General features: G+C 63.7%; 16 protein-coding genes. 9 read left to right on the top strand and 7 right to left on the bottom strand.

What is annotated here, in order from left to right; all coding sequences use genetic code 11:
• The first annotated feature begins 48 nt into the window (after positions 1-48).
• From secA to BM279_RS12215, 6 genes are all read left to right on the top strand, one after another.
• A complete protein-coding gene (secA, locus tag BM279_RS12240) occupies positions 49-2,784 on the top strand; it encodes a preprotein translocase subunit SecA (protein ID WP_093504105.1) in 2,736 nt (911 codons plus the stop codon).
• A gap of 316 nt (positions 2,785-3,100) precedes the next feature.
• A complete protein-coding gene (argJ, locus tag BM279_RS12235; protein ID WP_093504103.1) occupies positions 3,101-4,318 on the top strand; it encodes a bifunctional glutamate N-acetyltransferase/amino-acid acetyltransferase ArgJ in 1,218 nt (405 codons plus the stop codon).
• 109 nt (positions 4,319-4,427) lie between these two features.
• A complete protein-coding gene (locus BM279_RS12230; protein ID WP_093504101.1) occupies positions 4,428-5,060 on the top strand; it encodes a glutathione S-transferase family protein in 633 nt (210 codons plus the stop codon).
• On the top strand, positions 5,057-6,007 hold the full coding sequence (locus BM279_RS12225) for a Nudix family hydrolase (RefSeq protein WP_093504099.1): 951 nt from the start codon (positions 5,057-5,059) through the stop codon (positions 6,005-6,007). Before BM279_RS12230 ends, BM279_RS12225 begins: the two co-directional genes overlap by 4 nt.
• Before the next feature lie 70 nt (positions 6,008-6,077).
• Positions 6,078-7,004, top strand: a complete 927-nt coding sequence (locus BM279_RS12220) for an AEC family transporter (RefSeq protein ID WP_093504096.1) — start codon at positions 6,078-6,080, stop codon at positions 7,002-7,004.
• Positions 7,005-7,026: 22 nt separating this feature from the next.
• The gene (locus BM279_RS12215; RefSeq protein WP_093504094.1) at positions 7,027-7,911 is read left to right on the top strand and encodes a pseudouridine synthase; all 885 of its coding nucleotides are present in this window, start codon (positions 7,027-7,029) and stop codon (positions 7,909-7,911) included.
• Here BM279_RS12215 and BM279_RS12210 read toward each other — a convergent pair.
• The 4 genes from BM279_RS12210 to BM279_RS12195 are packed head-to-tail and all read right to left on the bottom strand — an operon-like array spanning position 7,901 to position 12,411.
• Positions 7,901-8,476, bottom strand: coding sequence for a cob(I)yrinic acid a,c-diamide adenosyltransferase (locus BM279_RS12210; protein ID WP_093504092.1), 576 nt, complete (start codon positions 8,474-8,476; stop codon positions 7,901-7,903). The genes BM279_RS12215 and BM279_RS12210 overlap by 11 nt on opposite strands.
• Before the next feature lie 14 nt (positions 8,477-8,490).
• Positions 8,491-10,494 carry a HAMP domain-containing sensor histidine kinase gene (locus tag BM279_RS12205; RefSeq protein ID WP_093504090.1) on the bottom strand — a complete coding sequence of 668 codons (2,004 nt, stop codon included), beginning with the start codon at positions 10,492-10,494 and terminating at the stop codon, positions 8,491-8,493.
• A 46-nt stretch (positions 10,495-10,540) separates the two neighbouring features.
• A complete protein-coding gene (locus BM279_RS12200; protein ID WP_093504088.1) occupies positions 10,541-11,452 on the bottom strand; it encodes a putative 2-dehydropantoate 2-reductase in 912 nt (303 codons plus the stop codon).
• Complete coding sequence (locus BM279_RS12195) at positions 11,449-12,411, bottom strand: GGDEF domain-containing response regulator (RefSeq protein ID WP_093504087.1); 963 nt, start codon at positions 12,409-12,411, stop codon at positions 11,449-11,451. Before BM279_RS12195 ends, BM279_RS12200 begins: the two co-directional genes overlap by 4 nt.
• Positions 12,412-12,668: 257 nt before the next feature.
• On the opposite strand from BM279_RS12195, the gene BM279_RS12190 reads away from it, so the two are divergent.
• Both BM279_RS12190 and BM279_RS12185 read left to right on the top strand, forming a co-directional pair.
• Complete coding sequence (locus tag BM279_RS12190; RefSeq protein ID WP_093504084.1) at positions 12,669-13,148, top strand: YajQ family cyclic di-GMP-binding protein; 480 nt, start codon at positions 12,669-12,671, stop codon at positions 13,146-13,148.
• 116 nt (positions 13,149-13,264) lie between these two features.
• Positions 13,265-14,101, top strand: a complete 837-nt coding sequence (locus BM279_RS12185) for a mechanosensitive ion channel family protein (RefSeq protein WP_093504082.1) — start codon at positions 13,265-13,267, stop codon at positions 14,099-14,101.
• Positions 14,102-14,154: 53 nt separating this feature from the next.
• Here BM279_RS12185 and BM279_RS12180 read toward each other — a convergent pair whose 3' ends face one another.
• Positions 14,155-15,699 carry an AmpG family muropeptide MFS transporter gene (locus BM279_RS12180; RefSeq protein ID WP_093504080.1) on the bottom strand — a complete coding sequence of 515 codons (1,545 nt, stop codon included), beginning with the start codon at positions 15,697-15,699 and terminating at the stop codon, positions 14,155-14,157.
• 100 nt (positions 15,700-15,799) lie between these two features.
• Entirely contained in the window at positions 15,800-16,165 is a 366-nt protein-coding gene (locus BM279_RS12175; RefSeq protein WP_093504078.1) for an MGMT family protein, read from the bottom strand.
• Between the two features lie 132 nt (positions 16,166-16,297).
• On the opposite strand from BM279_RS12175, the gene BM279_RS12170 reads away from it, so the two are divergent.
• On the top strand, positions 16,298-17,302 hold the full coding sequence (locus tag BM279_RS12170; protein WP_093504076.1) for a DUF481 domain-containing protein: 1,005 nt from the start codon (positions 16,298-16,300) through the stop codon (positions 17,300-17,302).
• A gap of 74 nt (positions 17,303-17,376) precedes the next feature.
• On the opposite strand, the gene BM279_RS12165 is transcribed toward BM279_RS12170, so the two are convergent.
• Positions 17,377-18,135: an SDR family oxidoreductase gene (locus tag BM279_RS12165; RefSeq protein WP_093504074.1), complete on the bottom strand. Its 759-nt coding sequence runs from the start codon at positions 18,133-18,135 to the stop codon at positions 17,377-17,379.
• Positions 18,136-18,382: the final 247 nt, after the last annotated feature.

Genomic DNA, 18,382 nt, shown 5'->3' with positions numbered 1-18,382 from the left:
CGACTCACGGGGCCGCCCTCCATTCATAGCGTGGAAGATCCTGTCGATATGTTTGCGCCTTTGTTGAAAAAACTCTTTGGAAGCAAGAACGAGCGTGAAGTCAAACGCATGCTCAAGGCGGTTCAGGCCGTCAATGCATTCGAGGAGCAGATGCTCGCGCTCTCCGATGAGCAACTGCGTGCCAAGACCGAAGAATTCAAGGCCCGCCTGGCCAAGGGCGAAACCCTGGATCAACTGCTGCCTGAAGCCTTTGCCGTGGCCCGCGAGGCGGGTAAGCGCGTGATGGGCATGCGCCACTTCGACGTCCAGCTGATCGGCGGTATGACTCTGCACGAAGGCAAGATCGCCGAAATGCGTACCGGTGAGGGTAAAACCCTGGTCGGTACCCTGGCCGTCTACCTTAACGCCCTGGAAGGCAAGGGTGTGCACGTGGTCACGGTCAACGACTACCTGGCCCGCCGCGACGCCAACTGGATGCGCCCGCTGTACGAATTCCTCGGCCTGTCGGTCGGCATTGTCACCCCGTTCATGCCGCCGGAAGAGAAGCGCGCCGCTTACGCTGCCGACATCACCTACGGTACCAACAACGAATTCGGTTTCGATTACCTGCGCGACAACATGGCGTTCAGCCTGGAAGAGAAATTCCAGCGCGAACTGAATTTCGCGGTGATCGACGAAGTGGACTCGATCCTCATCGACGAAGCCCGTACGCCGCTGATCATTTCCGGTCAGGCCGAAGACAGTTCCAAGCTGTACATCGAGATCAACAAGCTGATTCCCCGCCTCAAGCAGCACATCGAGGAAGAGGAAGGCGTGGTCACTCAGGAAGGCCACTACAAGGTCGACGAGAAGAGCCGTCAGGTCGAACTCAACGAAGCCGGCCATCAGATCATCGAAGACATGCTCACCCAGATCGGCTTGCTGGCCGAGGGCGAGAGCCTGTACTCGGCGCATAATCTGGGCCTGCTGACCCACGTATATGCCGGCCTGCGTGCCCACACCCTGTTCCATCGCAACGTCGAATACATCGTGCAGAACGGTCAGGTCATCCTGATCGACGAACACACCGGGCGTACCATGCAGGGCCGTCGCTTGTCCGAAGGCCTGCACCAGGCCATCGAGGCGAAGGAAGGCGTGCAGATCCAGGCCGAAAGCCAGACCCTGGCGTCGACCACCTTCCAGAACTACTTCCGCCTGTACAACAAGCTGTCCGGCATGACCGGTACCGCCGACACCGAAGCTTTCGAATTCCGCCAGATCTACGGTCTGGACGTGATGGTGATCCCGACCAACAAGCCGATCGCCCGTAAGGACTTCAACGACCTCGTCTACCTGACCCAGGAAGAGAAGTACGCCGCGATCATCAACGATATCCGCGAGTGCCAGGCCCAGGGCCGCCCGATCCTGGTCGGCACCGCGACCATCGAGACCTCCGAATACGTGTCGCGCCTGCTCGAGCAGGAAGGCATCGAGCACAAGGTGCTCAACGCCAAGTTCCACGAGAAGGAAGCCGAGATCATCGCCCAGGCCGGTCGTCCCGGCGCGCTGACCATCGCCACCAACATGGCCGGTCGTGGTACCGACATCCTGCTCGGCGGCAACTGGGAAGTGGAAGTCGCTGCGCTGGAGAACCCAAGCGACGAGCAGATCGCGCAGATCAAGGCCGACTGGCAGAAGCGTCACCAGCAGGTGCTGGAAGCCGGTGGCCTGCACGTGATCGCCTCCGAGCGCCACGAGTCGCGGCGTATCGACAACCAGCTGCGCGGCCGTGCCGGTCGCCAGGGCGATGCCGGTTCCAGCCGCTTCTACCTGTCTCTCGAAGACAGCCTGATGCGCATCTTTGCCTCCGACCGCGTGAAGAACTTCATGAAAGCCCTGGGCATGCAGCCGGGAGAAGCCATCGAACACCGCATGGTGACCAACGCCATCGAGAAGGCGCAGCGCAAGGTCGAAGGCCGTAACTTCGACATGCGTAAACAGCTGCTCGAATACGATGACGTGGCCAACGAGCAGCGCAAGGTGATCTATCACATGCGCAACACCGTGCTGGCTTCCGACAACGTCGGCGAGACCATCGAAGACTTCCGCCAGGAAGTGCTGGACAGCACCATCAGCGCGCACATGCCGCCGCAGTCGCTGCCCGAGCAGTGGGACATCGCCGGTCTGGAAGAGGCGATCTTCGCCGGCTTCAACCTGCGCCTGCCGATCCAGCAGTGGCTCGACGAAGACGACAAGCTGTACGAAGAAACCCTGCGCGAGCGCATCCTCAAGGAACTGGTGGACGCTTACAACGAGAAGGAAACCCAGGCCAGCGCCGAAGCCCTGCGTACCTTCGAGAAGCAGATTCTGCTGCGCGTTCTGGACGACCTGTGGAAAGACCACCTGTCGACCATGGACCACCTGCGTCACGGTATCCACCTGCGTGGTTACGCGCAGAAGAACCCGAAACAGGAATACAAGCGCGAGTCCTTCACCCTGTTCCAGGAACTACTGGATTCGATCAAGCGCGACACCATCCGCGTGCTGTCCCACGTGCAGGTGCGCCGCGAAGATCCTGCCGAGGAAGAAGCCCGTCTGCGCCGCGAAGCCGAAGCCATGGCCCAGCGTATGCAGTTCCAGCACGATGAAGTTTCCGCGCTCGAAGAGCCGGAAGCCGAAGGCCAGGACGGCGATGTCGCCGTGGCTGCCGCGCCGGTACGCGCCGAGCAGAAGATCGGTCGCAACGAGCTGTGCCCTTGCGGTTCCGGCAAGAAGTACAAGCACTGCCACGGTCAGGTCAACTGAGAGCCTGAACACGACTAGCTGCGCGTCGGCCCTGCGGCGTTGAAAACAGGTTCGGCAAGCCGCTTGCGGCTAACGCACTTTAGTGCGGCCCCGTAGGGGCGAGCGAAGCGAGTAATGCTCATGTACACCAGTACACTCCGCGTCCTCGCCTGTTTTCGTGGGGCCGCCTAGGCCTTGCAGGACTCTAGCTCGCAAGGTCGTGATCAGGTTCTTAACCTGAGCTGGTTATAAAATTAACGCCGCGAGGGTCTAGCCCTTCGCGGCGTTTTCGCATCGAACATGCTGTGCCCATCCACCTAATTCAAGGAGCTTCACCATGGCTGTTGGTCTTGGCCCGCTGTCTACCCTGCATCCGGTTCCAGGTTTCGAGCTGGGCATCGCCTCTGCCGGCATCAAGCGCCCAGGGCGCAAGGATGTAGTGGTGATGCGCTGTGCCGAGGGGAGCAGCGTGGCGGGAGTGTTCACCCTCAACGCGTTCTGCGCGGCGCCGGTGATCCTGGCCAAGAAGCGAGCGTCCGGCAGCGTGCGTTACCTGCTGACCAACACTGGTAATGCCAATGCCGGCACCGGCGAGCCGGGCCTGCAGAACGCCATGCGTACCTGCGCCAGCCTGGCTATCCTGGCCGGCGTCGATGAGAGCGAAGTGCTGCCGTTCTCCACCGGGGTAATCGGTGAGCCGCTGCCGGTCGAGAAGATCGAAGGTGCCCTGCAGGCCGCGCTGGACAACCTCTCTGAAAACAACTGGGCCGATGCCGCCACCGGCATCATGACCACCGACACGCTGCCCAAGGGGGCCAGCCGCCAGTTCACCCACGAGGGCGTGACCGTCACCGTGACCGGCATCAGCAAGGGCGCGGGCATGATCAAACCGAACATGGCCACCATGCTCGGCTACATCGCCACCGACGCCAAGGTCGCCCAGGGCGTGTTGCAGGACCTGCTGCGCGACGCGGCGAACAAGTCGTTCAACCGCATCACTATCGATGGCGATACCTCCACCAACGACTGCTGCATGCTGATCGCCACCGGCAAGGCCGCCCTGCCGGAAATCACCCAGGCCAGCGGGGCGCTGTTCGCCGCGCTCAAGCAGGCTGTATTCGAGGTGTGCATGGAAGTGGCCCAGGCCATCGTGCGTGACGGCGAAGGCGCTACCAAGTTCGTCACCGTGCAGGTCAACGGCGGCGCGACCCACCAGGAATGCCTGGATGTCGGCTATGCCGTGGCCCACTCGCCGCTGATCAAGACCGCGCTGTTCGCCTCCGACCCCAACTGGGGGCGCATCCTCGCCGCCGTCGGTCGTGCCGGTGTGGCGCAGCTGGACGTCAGCAAGATCGACGTGTTCCTGGGCGAGGTGTGCATCGCCAGCAAGGGCTGCCGTGCGGTCAGCTACACCGAAGAGCAGGGCGCGGCGGTGATGGCCGAAGAGGAAATCACCATCCGTATCGAGCTGGGCCGCGGCACCTGCAGCGAGACGATCTGGACCACCGACCTGTCTCACGAGTACGTGAAGATCAACGCCGAATACCGTACCTGATCGCCGATGGATTCCGCGCGCGCATGGCCCCATGCGCGCGGGGAATTTGCCTTGCTGGCAGCCACGGGTGAAGCTGTCGCTCTGTTCCTTCCGAACGCTGGAGAAATAGATGTCGCTCGAACTGGTGATAGGCAACAAGAACTACTCCTCCTGGTCGCTGCGCGGCTGGCTGTTGGTTGAACTCAGCGGCGCGGCCTATCAGGAAACCCTGGTGCCGCTTTTTCGCGCCGACACCCATGCACGCCTGCTGGAGCATTCGCCGACCGGCAAGGTGCCGGTGCTCAAGACCGAGGACGTCGGGGTGATCTGGGATTCTCTGGCCATCGCCGAATACCTGGCCGAGCGTTTCTCCGATGCCGGGCTGTGGCCCCGTGATGTGGCTGCCCGCGCGATGGCCCGTTCGGCCTGCGCGGAAATGCACAGCGGCTTCGGTGCGCTGCGTAGCCACATGCCGATGGACATGCAGCGCAATGCGCCGCTGGCCAGCGTGACCGACGAGGTCAAGCACGATATCCAGCGCATCGTCGCGCTGTGGGCGGGCTGTCGTGAGCGATTCGGTCAAGGCGGGCCGTACCTGTTCGGTCAGCTCAGCATTGCCGACGCCTACTTCGCCCCGGTCGCCAGCCGGCTGCGCAGCTACGGCGTGCAACTTCCGGCGGATGCGGCGGCCTATGTGGAAACCATTTTTCAGTGGCCGGCATTCCAGCGCTGGCACCAGGCAGCTCTAGAGGAGAAGACGTGAAACGCGTGCATGTAGCGGCCGCGGTAATCCGTGGTGATGATGGGCGGATCCTGATCGCCAAACGCTCGGACGACAAACACCAGGGCGGGCTTTGGGAGTTTCCGGGCGGCAAGGTCGAGGAGGGCGAGGCCGTTCTGGCGGCGCTGTCGCGCGAGTTGCACGAGGAATTGGACATACGCGTGGAAGCGGCGCGGCCGCTGATTCAGGTGCGCCACGACTACAGCGACAAGCAGGTGTTGCTGGACGTCTGGGAAGTCAGTCGCTTCGCGGGTGAACCCCACGGCGCCGAAGGCCAGCCGCTGGCGTGGGTCAGCGCACGGCAATTGGGCGACTATGAATTTCCTGCCGCCAACCGACCGATCGTCGCGGCTGCTCGGCTGCCCGAGCATTACCTGATCACCCCGGAAGGGTTGGACGGCCCCGAGCTGCTTGCGGGTGCACGTGCAGCGATTGCCAACGGTATTCGCCTGATCCAACTGCGCGCGCCGGCGATGTTCGACGCCCAGTACCGGGACATCGCCGTTGACGTCCAGGGGCTCTGCGCCGGCAAGGCGCAGTTGATGCTCAAGGGCCCGCTGGAGTGGCTGGGCGATTTCCCCGCAGCCGGCTGGCACCTCACTGCCGAGCAGCTACGCAAGTACGCCAGCAAGGGCCGTCCACTGCCCGAAGGCCGCTGGCTGGCCGCTTCCTGCCACAATGCCGAAGAGCTCGAGCTGGCCTCGCAAATCGGTGCCGATTTCATCACCCTGTCGCCTTTGCAGGCCACCGCAAGCCATCCCGATGCCCTGCCGCTGGGTTGGGAGCAGGCGACCGAATTGCTGAAGGGCTTCAACCAGCCGTGCTACCTGCTCGGCGGTGTGGGGCCGCAGCAGATCGAGCAGGCCTGGCAGGCCGGTGCCCAGGGCGTCGCCGGGATTCGTGCGTTCTGGCCCGAGCGTCAGCAGTGACGGCTGCGCTTGTGTGAGCAGGCCGTAGCGCCTACCCTGCGGCGTCCCGTTTTCGAGTGATCCACGGCCCATGGCCTCCGTTCTCAACGTCATCCTGCCGGTCTTCGCGCTGATCCTTGCCGGATTCGCCTGCCGGCGCCTGGGCCTGCTGGGCGCCACCGCCGCCTCGGAGATCAACCGCATGGTGGTCTGGCTGTGCCTGCCGGCGCTGCTGTTCGAGGCGATGGCCACCGTGGTGTGGGACGAGATCTGGCAGCCCGGTTTCATCCTCGCCTATGGCATCGCCACCCTGGGCCTTTTTGCCCTGGTGCTGCTGTGGCGCCTGCGCAGCACCAGCCTGGCCGATGCCAGCGTGCAGGGGCTGAGCGCTTCCTACGCCAATACCGGTTACATGGGCATTCCGCTGTGCCTGCTGGTGTTCGGCGATGCCGGTATGGAGCCGGCGCTGATCGCCTGCCTGATCGTCATCTGCGTACTTTTCGCCCTGGCGGTGGTGTGCATCGAAGTGGGCCTGCAGAACGAAAAGAGCCTGCTGGCCGCGGTGCGCAAAGTCGGTATCGCTCTGCTGAAGAACCCCATCGTCATGGCGCCGCTGCTCGGTGGTCTGTGGGCGGCTACGGCGCAGCCGCTGCCGGCGCCCCTGCACCAGTTTCTCAAATTGCTCGCCGCCGCCACGGGCCCCTGCGCGCTCATCGCCCTGGGTTTGTTCCTGGCTGCAAAGCACGCAGGGCCGAAGCAGCGCGGTACCGGCCTGGTACTGATCAAGCTGGTCGCTCATCCGCTGATCACCTGGACATTGGCCGTCTACGTGTTCCGCCTGCCGTCGATGTGGGCCCACGCCGCGCTGCTGCTCAGCGCGTTGCCGACCGGTACCGGGCCGTTCATGCTCGCCGAGTTCTATCGCCGCGACGGTGCCGAGGTGTCGAGCACCATTCTGTTGTCGACGCTGGGTTCGCTGGTGACGCTGTCGATCTTTCTCTACCTGATCGCGCCCTGACTACCGCGCCTGGAGCCTTCGCATGCCACCATCCGATCAGCCGACCCTGCGTCCCAGCACGCTGCACCTGCCTGCCGGCGACTGGGCGACGGTGCTCGACTGCCTGTGCGCGCATTTCTCGGCGATTCCGCGAGACGTCTGGCTCGAGCGCATGGCCCGTGGCCGGGTGCTGGACGCCGACGGCGCGCCCATCGGCGTCGATCACCCGTATCGGGTCGGCCTGCGCGTGCATTATTTCCGTGAGGTGCCCGCCGAGCCGCTGATTCCCTTCGAGGAAGCCATCCTGCATGTCGACGAGCACATTCTGGTCGCCGACAAGCCACATTTCCTGTCGGTGATGCCGGCCGGCGCCTATGTCGAGCAGACTCTGCTGGCGCGGCTGGTCAAGCGTACCGGCAATGCCGATCTGGTGCCCCTGCATCGCATCGACCGGCACACCGCCGGGCTGGTGCTGTTCTCCAGCAATCCGCAGACTCGCGGGCGCTACCAGGCAATGTTTCGCGAGCGCGCCATCGACAAGCGCTACGAGGCGCTGGCTGCTCCCTTGCCCGGGCTGCAGTTTCCGCTGTTGCGCGAGACGCGTTTCGAAGCCGGGGAGCCGTTCTTTCGCATGCGCGAGGCACCGGGGGTGGCGAACACCCGTACGCGCGTCGAGGTGATCGAGAAGCGCGCCGAGCATTGGTTGTACGGTCTGGAGCCAGTCACCGGCAAGAAACATCAGCTACGGGTGCATATGGCGGCCCTGGGCGCGCCGATCCTCAACGATCCGTTCTATCCCGAAGTCAGCTGCGCCGAGGGTGAGCCCGACGACTACGGGCGGCCGCTGAAGCTGCTGGCCCGTGGGCTGTCGTTCAGCGACCCGCTGAGCGGCGAGCTGCGCCGCTTCGAGAGTTGCCTCAGCCTTTGACGGCGGCCTGCCAGAGCACTTCGTCGATGCCCTGGCGCCTGGCGATCAGCCGCGCGGCCACGAACAGCAGGTCGGACAGCCGGTTGATGTAGGCCAGCAACTCACCGCGCAGTGGTTCGATGGTATGCAGCTGGCCGCAGCGTCGCTCGGCGGTGCGGGCGCTGCTGCGACACAGGTGGGCCTGGGCGATCAGCCGTGAGCCGCCGGGCAGGATGAAGTTGGTGAGCGGCCCGACTTCCTCGTTCCAGCGGTCGATGGCCGCTTCCAGGCGCTCGATTTCGGCGCCCTGCAGCGCTTGGTACTCGGGCATCGCCAGCTCGCCACCGAGGTCGAACAGGCGGTGCTGGCAGGGCGCGAGCACTTCGACAAGCTCGCCGAGACCCGGGTGGTTAGCCTGCTGCTCGAGCAGGTCGGCGAGTAGCAGGCCGAGCTGGCTGTTGAGGGTGTCCACTTCGCCGATGGCTTCGATGCGCGGATGATCCTTGGCGACGCGGCGGCCGTCGGCCAGACCGGTTTGTCCGGCATCGCCGGTGCGCGTGTAGATTTTCGAGAGTCGATAACCCATGGGGTCTCCGCTGATCAGCTGCTGGCGCCCAGGGGCAGGCGCAGGGTGAAACAGGTGCCCTGGCCGGTGCGCGAGTGCACTTCCATCTGGCCCTTGTGGTTGTTGGTGACGATGAAGTACGACACCGAAAGTCCCAGTCCGGTGCCTTGACCGACCTCTTTGGTGGTGAAGAACGGTTCGAAGATGCGCTTGCGCACGGCTTCGGGGATGCCCACGCCATTGTCTTCGACCTGCACTTCGGCCCAGGGCGGCGCCAGGCGCGTGCGCAGTATCAGCTTGCCGGGCTCACTTTCGTCTTCACGCAGGTGAATGGCCTGGGCAGCGTTCTTCAGCAGGTTGAGCAGCACCTGCTCCAGTTCGTTGGCGATGCCGGGAATTGGCCCCAGCTGCGGGTCGAATTCACGCTGGATCAGCAGGCTCTTGAAGTCGAAGCTTTCGGTCAGGTCGAAGTCGTTGCTGGCGATCTCCACCGCCTGGTCGATCAGCGCCGGCAACTGGCAGGGCGCCAGCTGACGGTTGCTCAGGCGGCTGAAGCTGAGCATGTGGGTGACGATCTTCGAGGCTCGTGCACCGGCCTGCTGGATGCCGTCGAGCAGCATAGGGATCTCCCGCGCTACCAGGTATCGGTCAATGGCCGGCAGGCTGACGCCGGCCAATTCGGCTTGCTCCTGATTGCGTGGAAGCTCCGGCGACAGGCGCCGGCGGATGTTCTGCACGTTGTGCAGGATGGCGCCCAGCGGGTTGTTGATCTCGTGCGCCATGCCGGCCGCCAGGCCGCCCACGGAAAGCATCTTCTCGGACTGCACCATGACCTCTTCGAGATTCAGGCGCTGGGTGATGTCGTCGATGCGGATCACCACGCCACGGCCGATGCTGCCGATCAGCGGATAGAAGGTCAGGGCGTAGTGATGGGGCTCGTCATCGCGAATCCAGGTAACGCGTTCGATCTTCTCGACCCGATGTTGCTCGGCGGTGCGCTTGAGTTTGGACAGGTACGGCTTGAGCAGCGGGAAGGCGAGGAACACCGGCTGGTTGACAGCCTCGTCGATGGATGTGCCAGACAGCGCACTGGCCTCCTGATTCCACTGCGCCACATAGAGCTGCTCGTCGAGGGCGATGAGCGCCGAGGGCATGGAGTCGATGATGCTGTTGAGGTAGTTCTGGAAGCCCGTGAGCTTCTTCTCGATCTTGCTGCGAACCTGCACTTCGAGTTCCAGCTTGCGGTTCGACAGGCGGGTTTCCTCGGCCAGACCGCGGGCCTGGTTGTAAGCCTCTTCGGAATCGTCGCGGGCACGCTTGAGCTGCTGTTCGCGGGCCTCGATGCGCTCGAGCATGGTGTTGAAGGCTTCGGCCAGGCTACCGATTTCGTCGCGGTTGCCGCGTCGCGCGCGCAGCGAGTAGTTCTCTTCGCGGGTGACCTGGCGGGTCAGCTCTTCCAGGCGTTTGATCGGGCTGGTGACCAGGCGGCGGATCTGCCGCGCCACCAACAGCCATAGCACCAGGCTGAACAGCAGGATCACCAGGCTGGCGGTGACGGTGCCGGTGTAGAACGCGCCCGGCAACTCACTGGATGCGACCAGTAGCAGGTGGCCTGGCGGAGCATCGGATCGCGGCAGCTCGACCAACTGGTTGGCGCGAAATTCACCGATGCGCCAGTTGTCCAGAGCAGCGACCTGCTCGGGTAGGTCGAGTTTCTCGCCCCTCTGCAACTGCGCCATGCTATTGCCGTCGGCGTCGTAGATCACCGCGGCGCGTAGTGGGCCATAACCCTCCAGGCGCTTGAGTAGCTCATGGGCGTTTTCGGGAGAGCTCAGGGCGTCGCGGCTCAGGGCGGGAGTGGCGAACAGCCGGCCCAAGGTCTGCAGCGCCTGGGGCGCGACGCTTTCCTGGGAGATCCAGTAGGCCGCGCTGATGAAGGTCATGTTGGCGACCACCAGCACGGCGGCCAGCAGGACCAGCAGGGCAGCGAGCAGCTTTCGGCCTACGGGCAGGTTCTTCAGGCGGTGGCGCAGACGCATGGGCGTGTTTCGTGGTGGCAGGTGAGGGCGCAGGGTAGCGCGTGACTCAATAGCGCGGCAATCCGTGGCCGTCCAGATGCTCCTGCAGTCGCTGGTGCAAGGCTTTCAGCTGCGGCAGCTGCAGCAAAGCGCGTTCGCCGGCGGCGCAGGCGTAGCCGAGCAGGTAGCTGATTTCGGTGCGCCGACCAGCGGCGACGTCCTGGTACATGGACGAGTAATTGGCGGCCGTGGCCTCGATCACCCGCCACACTTCGCTATGCAGCTTTTGGGCGGCCTCTACCTGGCCACAGCCGATCAACAGCTCGGCCAGCTCGGTACATAGCGCATCGACCTGTTCGTGATAGCGCACCAGTTCGCCATTGCGGCAGCCGTGCAGCACGGTCAGCGGGTTTATCGCGCAATTGAACGCCAGCTTACGCCACAGGCGCGCGAGGATGTCCGCGCTCCAGGTGTGGGGAATCTGGCTACGTTCCAGTTCCTGCAGCCAGGCAGGCGCCGCCGCGCCGCATGGATCGCCGATCCAGGTGTGGCCCTGACCGGCGAATACCACGCGCCAGTCACCGTCACGAAACGCGCCTTCGGTGCTGGAGGCGGGCAGGCAACGGCGGCCAGGCAACTGCTGCGCCACTTCGTCCTGGCTGCCCAGGCCGTTCTGCAGCAGGACGACTTCGGCAGCCGGTGTCAGGCGATGGGCCACGGCGGCAATCGCCTCAGCGGCGTCATAGGCCTTGCAGGCCAGCAGCAGACGCTCGATGGGCGCCGAATCCTGCAGGTCGCTGGCCGGGATAGGGTAGAGGTGGCTGTGGCCCTGCTCGACCAGGGTCAGGCCGCTCGCCTGGCGATACGCGGTCAGACGCCGCGGGTCACGGAGCACAAGCTGCACCTGCACATCGGCGCGAAACAGGCGGCAGGCCCACAGACTGCCCAGGCTGCCGGCACCGAGTACATGCCAGCTCATGGACGGGGCAGGCGTACCGCGGTCACGCGGCCGCTGGCGTGGGCTTCGGGTAGCAGACGAGTGGCCAGGTCGAGCAGTTGCTGCTGCTCCATGGGCATGGCCTTGCTGTCCAGCCCGACCACGGCGATGCCGGCCTTGAGGCTGATAAAGCCTTCGCTGGTCTTGAAGGCCTTGAGGTTGAGGCCTTCGTGCAGACGCTTGAAGCTGCTCGGCGAGCATTCCTGCAGATCTTCGAGCAGGGTGATCAGTGCGAAATGACGATCATCCAGGCTGACCAGCACGTCCAGCGGGCGTACCAGCTGTTGCAGGCGGCGGGCCACGCTGCGCAGCAACTCGTTGCTGAATACCGCGCCGTGGCGTGCGCTCAGCTCGTCGACGCCCTGCAGACCGATCATCAGGTAGCACAGTGCGCCACCACGCGATTCCACCTGGCGCAGGCTGTCGGCCATCTTCTGTTTCAGGTAGCGGGTGTTGCCCAGGCCGGTCAGTGGGTCGACCAGGTTGCGTTCTTCCAGGCTGGCGATGTTCTGCACCAGCAGGGCGTTTTCGTGGAGCAGGCGCTGCAGGGTGCTGCACAGGCGTTCGGCGGCGAATACCCGGGGCAGCAGCTGTTCGTTCATCGCTGACTTGCTGATGAAGTCATCGACGCCGCGGTCGAAGGCTTCGTTGAGGACGTTCTCGCCCTCCTTGCCGGTCAGCAGGATGATGTAGGTGTAGTGCTCGGCCGCCTCGTCGAGCTGGCGCACCCGTCCGGTCAGCTCCAGACCGTCCATTTCGGGCATCAGCCAGTCTGCCAGCAGTACGCTGGCGGGGCGTTGTTCGAGATTGCTGATGGCTTCGGCAGCGCTGCTGGCGAAGCGAATATCCTGATATCCAGCCTGGCTCAATGCACGGCCGATCATGGCGCTCGAGAACTTGGCGTCGTCCACCACCAGAATACTGAGATGGGGGTTGGGCATTTTTTATGGCACTCGCGGGCAGGAAAACAGGTCGAGGGAAGGGAGTAACCAATACAACGCCGAGCGATCTGTATCAGAGCGGATATAATGATCGCGCCAATTTTATCGTCAAGCCATCCGCGCGATTTGCGCAGACTTAATTCACGATCTCGCGAACTGGCGCCCAGCCCGATGCATTCGTAGCGCGGCCAAGGCGGCTGCCGGCAGCGACTCGCGAAACGGTGCTGCCGGTCGCGCTTTTTAACTGGAGGAATTCCATGCCCTCGTTCGACGTGGTGTCGGAGCTGGACAAACACGAACTCACCAACGCCCTGGATAATGCCACCAAGGAGCTGGAGCGGCGCTTCGACCTGCGCGGCAAGTGCAGTTTCGAAGTCAAGGACAAGGCCGTTACGCTGACCGCCGAAGCCGATTTCATGCTTGAGCAGATGCTCGACATCATTCGCAGCTGCCTGATCAAGCGCAAGATCGACAGCCAGTGCATGGAGACCAAGGACCCGTATGCGTCCGGCAAGGTGATCAAGCAGGAAGTCGAATTCCGCGAAGGCATCGACAAGGAGCTGGCCAAGAAGATCGTCGCCCACATCAAGGACGCCAAGCTCAAAGTGCAGGCCGCCATCCAGGGCGAGCAGGTGCGCGTTACTGGCAAGAAGCGCGACGACCTGCAGGAATGCATCGCCTCGCTGCGCGGCAAGGACTTCGGCATGCCCCTGCAGTACAACAATTTCCGCGACTGATAGGGCGGGGTTTATTGAACCCCGACGGAACGGCAGCGTCGCAAGTTCGTGAACGCCCGAGCAAACGCCATGGCCTGCCATGGCGTTTTCGTTTGAATTGCTAGAAGGAATGCCCGATGGATATGAGCATCGACCAGCTGGTCGTCATGTCACAGGCCTGGATTCCGGTATTGCTGCAGTACAGCGGCAAGCTGGCCCTGGCCATCGTTACCCTGCTGATCGGCTGGTGGCTGATCAGCAAGCTGACCAGCAAGGTCAGCGCCCTGATGGACGGCCGCAAGGTCGACCGCGCGCTGAGCAGTTTCATCGGTAGCCTGGCGAGCATTGTGCTCAAAGTGCTGCTGATCATCAGCGTGGCGTCGATGATCGGCGTGGAGACCACCTCGTTCATCGCGGTGATCGGTGCGGCGGGCCTGGCCATCGGCCTGGCGCTGCAGGGCAGCCTCGCGAACTTCGCCGGCGGCGTGCTGATCATGCTGTTCCGCCCCTTCAAGGCCGGCGACTTCATCGAGGCCCAGGGTGTTTCCGGTTCGGTGGACTACATCCAGATCTTCCACACCGTGCTGCGTACCGGTGACAACAAGGTGGTGATCGTGCCCAACGGCACCCTGTCCAACGGCATCATCACCAACCACTCGCGGCAGAACACCCGCCAGGTGCTGTACGACGTGAAGCTCGACTACGATGCCGACCTGGCCAAGGCTCGCGAAGTGCTGCTGGAGCTTTCCAAGGATGCGCGCGTGCATCAGGAGCCGGCGCCGGTGGTGGTGGTATCTAGCCTGGGCGAAACCTCGATCAACCTGTCGCTGCGCATGTGGACGGCTGCCGGCGATTACTGGCCAGTGATCTTCATGCTCAACGAGAGCGTGCGCGATCGTCTGCGCGCCGAGGGCGTCGAGCTGGCGCAGCCGCCGCGCATGGTGCAGATGATGCAGCAGGGCAAGGCCGGCTGACGCGCGGCCCGCAGAAACGAAAAAGCCGACGAGAGTCGGCTTTTTCATGGGCGTCATTCCTGCTTCGGTGGCTCGTCGGCCGGTAGCGCGCTGGCCCGGTTACCCTGGCGATGCCACTGCAGCAGGATCAGCAGCAGGGTCGGTACGCCCATCAGTGCGGTGATCAGGAAGAAATCCGCGTAGCCGAACTTCTCCACCAGTACGCCGGAATAGCCGCCGATCAACCGTGGCAGCAGCAGCATGATGGAGCTCAGCAGCGCGTACTGGGTGGCGGAGAACTTCAGGTTGGTCAGGCTCGACAGGTAGGCGACGAACGCCGCCGTGGCCAGGCCGGAGCTGAAGTTGTCCGCCGAGATGGTGAAGATCAGCATTTGCAGGTTGGCGCCCATGCCAGCCAGGGCCATGAACAGCAGGTTGGTGGCCGCCGACGCCGCGCCGCCGATGAACAGGATCGGCATGATGCCGAAGCGCACGATCAGCAACCCGCCGGCACCGGCGCCGACCAGGGTCATGATCAGCCCAAACAGTTTGCTGACGCTGGCGATCTGGTCCTTGGTAAAGCCCTGGTCGATGTAGAAGACGTTGGCCATCACGCCCATGACCGTGTCGGACATGCGGTAGGTGGCGATCAACCCCAGTAGCAGGAAGGCCTGCCAGCGGTAACGCAGGATGAAGTCGTTGACCGGCGTGAGTACTGGCGCCAGTCCGCGGCGGCCCATGGACGACAGGCACAGGGCAGTCAGGATCGTATAGAGGATGGCGCGCAGGAAGGCGCGGTCCTCGAGCAACAGGTCCAGCAGCGTGGCTTCACCGGTGACCAGACTGGGGAAGTCGGTGTTGTAGAGCTGGGTGAACATCGCCGGCACCGACACCAGCAGCACGATCAGCACCAGCACCGAGGCGATCTGGTGGCTGAATCCATACTTGGCGGCGGCCAGCTGGGTCTTCATCGACACCGCCGGCTCTTTCATCCACAGGCTGGTCAGGAGGCCCGGCAGCATCAGCAGGGCGAACAGCAGGTAGGTGCCGGCCCAGGCGGCGTGCTGGTAGAGCAGGGTGGTCGAGCCGAGGCCCTCGGCGACGTACAGTGCGCCGGCGGTGGCGAGCAGCGCGGCGACCCGGTAGCCGGCCATGTAGCTGGCGGCCAGGGCGGCCTGGCGGGTGTCGTCGACGATCTCCAGACGGTAGGCATCGACAGCGATGTCCTGGGTTGCCGAGGCGAAGGCCACCAGCACGGCGAGGGCGATCAGCCAGGTCAGGTGGGTGTGCGGATCGCACAGCGCCATGCCGGCGAGGCCGACGGCGATCAGAATCTGCGACAGCACCAGCCAGGAACGTCGCCTGCCGAGCTTGCCGAGCAGCGGCAGGCGCCATTGGTCGAGCAGCGGCGACCACACCCATTTGAAGGCGTAAGCCAGGCCGATCAGGCTGGCGAAACCGATGGTTTCCCGCGCCACGCCGGCTTCGCGCAGCCACACCGACAGGGTCGAGAACACCAACATGTAAGGCAGGCCGGCGGCAAAGCCCAGCACCAGAAGAACCAGTGTCGAGGGGCTGGAATAGGCGGCGACCGCGTCGCGCCAGCTTTTACGATGCATTGAGGGGGATCGGCCTGGAGGGAGAAAGCATGAACAAGTGGCGCACTCTAGGGGCTAGGGTCGGGTCAGTGCAAGCCGGTTGCGCGTGGCGCCGCGAGTCTCATGCCTCGTGCTCCAGGGGCCGCCAGCCGTGGCGTCGGATATCCACCCGACCATTGTGGGATAGCACCCCTTCGACGCGCAATCGGGCACGTTGTTCAACCCCGCTTGGCGAGTCTGCTGTCAGGCTCAACCGGCCGCCAGCCGCGACCACCCGATGCCAGGGCAGGGTGGTGCCGTCCGGCAACTGGCCTAGGGTGCGGCCGACCCAGCGCGCTGCACGTCCCAGGCCGGCCAGCGCCGCCAGTTCGCCATAGGTCACCACCTTGCCGGGCGGCACCTGGGCCAGCGCCAGATAAAGGGCATCGCGGCGGGCTTGCTGATCGTCTGGACGAGGGGCGTTGTCACCGGGCTGTAGCGCGGGCATTACAGACTCCTGAGGCCGACGAATAACGGCTCTCGATGAACTCAAGGCATTTCCGTCGGTCATTTCTTGCTCAATTTTCGGGTATGCGGATAATGCCCGATTTCCCGCGAACCGGAGCAGACTCGTCCGCTTATGTTTACTCGTACTCTGTTGTGCCTGGGCCTTAGCGTGGCCGCCACGCCGCTGATGGCCGATACCGTCTGGATGAAGAACGGCGACCGCCTGACCGGGACCATCCGTGTCTTCGACGGCGGCAAATTGATGCTGCAGACCGAATACGGCGGCTCCATCCCGCTGGACTGGAAGCAGGTCGCTACTCTGGAAAGCGACCGCGAACTGCTGGTCAAGGAAAACGACATCACCGGCGAGCGGGCCAAGTCGCTGCAGGCCGCAGAGCCCGGCAAGGTGACGTTGGCCAATGGCGCTGCACCCAAGACCGTCGAGCTGGCCAGCATCAAGCAGATCATGAAGCCCAAGCCGCTGGTGGAAGACTTCCTGTGGAAGGGCAACGTCGACGTGGCCATGGACTACAAGCGCGCCGAGCGCGACACCGATGACTACGATGTCGATCTCAAGACCCAGGCGCGTCATGGCAAGTGGCGTCACAACGCCGAGGTCGATTACAACCGCGAACTCAAGGACGACGTGGTCAGTACCGACAACTGGAGCACCGAGTACGCGCTGGACCGCTTTCTCGACGAGAAGTGGTTCTGGCAGGGGCGCCTGGAATACAAGCGCGACAAGATCGAGGATCTGGCCCGTCAGCGCACTGTCGGTACCGGTCCGGGTTACCAGTTCTGGGATAACGAACTCGGCGCCTTCTCTCTGGCTGGCCTGATCAACCGTTCCGACTACGAGTTTGCCAATGGCGAGAAGGATAACTTCTACGCCATCAGTATGAAGTGGGATTACAACCGCTACCTGGTCGGCAAGACCATCGAGCTGTTCAGCAATGGCGAGATTGGCAAGCCGCTGGCCGGCGCTGCCGATTATTCCCTGGATGCCGAAGTGGGCCTGCGCTACAAGGTCACCGACTGGGCGTCGCTGAACATGAAGGCTTCCAAGGATCAGGTCAGTGGATCGGAAGGCGACAAGGACGAAACCCGTTACACTCTGGGCTTCGGTGTAGGCTGGTAAGCCAAGCCGATGCACAGCAAAAAGCCCCGCCAGATGCGGGGCTTTCTGTTGTCCGGCGTTTGCCGGCTGACGCCTTACAGCCGCACGCCGCCGTCGAGTTCGAGGATGCGCCCGGTGAAGTAGTCGTTTTCCAATAGGAAGGCGATGGCGTGGGCGATCTCCTGCGGCTTGCCGAGGCGCTTGAGCGGGATCACGTCGGTCATGCGCTGCAGCGCTTCGGGCTTCATGCTGGCGACCATGTCGGTTTCGATGAATCCGGGCGCCACGCCGGACACGCGGATGCCATAACGGGCGAACTCGCGGGCCCATACCACGGTGTCGGCAGCGACCGCCGCCTTGGCTGCCGAGTAGTTGGCTTGGCCGATATTGCCGGCGCGCGACACCGAGGAAATATTGATGATCGCGCCCTCGTTCTGCAGCTCGATCATCTTCGCCGCCACTTCGCGAGTACACAGGAACACGCCGGTCAGGTTGACGTCGATCACCGACTGCCACTGGGCCAGGCTCATCTTGCTCATCTCGCCGTCTTTGACCTTGATGGTCAGGCCATCGCGCAGGATGCCGGCGTTGTTGACCAGGCCATTGATCGAACCGAAGTCCTCGGCGATCTGCGCCACGGTCTGAGTCACCTGTTCTTCGTTGGCCACGTTGCACAGGTAGGTACGCGTCTGCACGCCGATGGCCCGGCAGGCCGTGGCGGTTTCATCGAGCTTTTCCTGATTCAGGTCGACCAGTGCCAGGCGCACGCCGCGCTCGGCGAGATACTCGGCCATGGCGCGGCCCAGGCCCTGGCCGCCGCCGGTGATGATGATGACTTTGTCTTGGAGTTGCATGCCAATTCCCTTGATTGAGAGTCGAACGGGTCGTACCGGTGCAAGGTGATTCGCTTGTTCGCGCCGGTCGATTGCCATGACGTACCGGCAGCAGCATAGAGTGCGACGAGGCCGGCGCACCAGTGCCTGTAATCGCGATCACCAACATCCTGTAACAGCGCTGCTCGCCTAGCCGAAGCCCCGCGTCGCCTGGCTTGGAACGTGGCGGCTACTTGAGAAGTCGAAACTTCAGCTTGAATTAAGCGCA

Source organism: Phytopseudomonas straminea (assembly GCF_900112645.1).
GTDB classification, from domain to species: Bacteria; Pseudomonadota; Gammaproteobacteria; order Pseudomonadales; family Pseudomonadaceae; genus Aquipseudomonas; species Aquipseudomonas straminea.
Note: the sequence above shows the minus strand (reverse complement) of the source record. Positions and strands in the feature narration are given on the sequence as shown.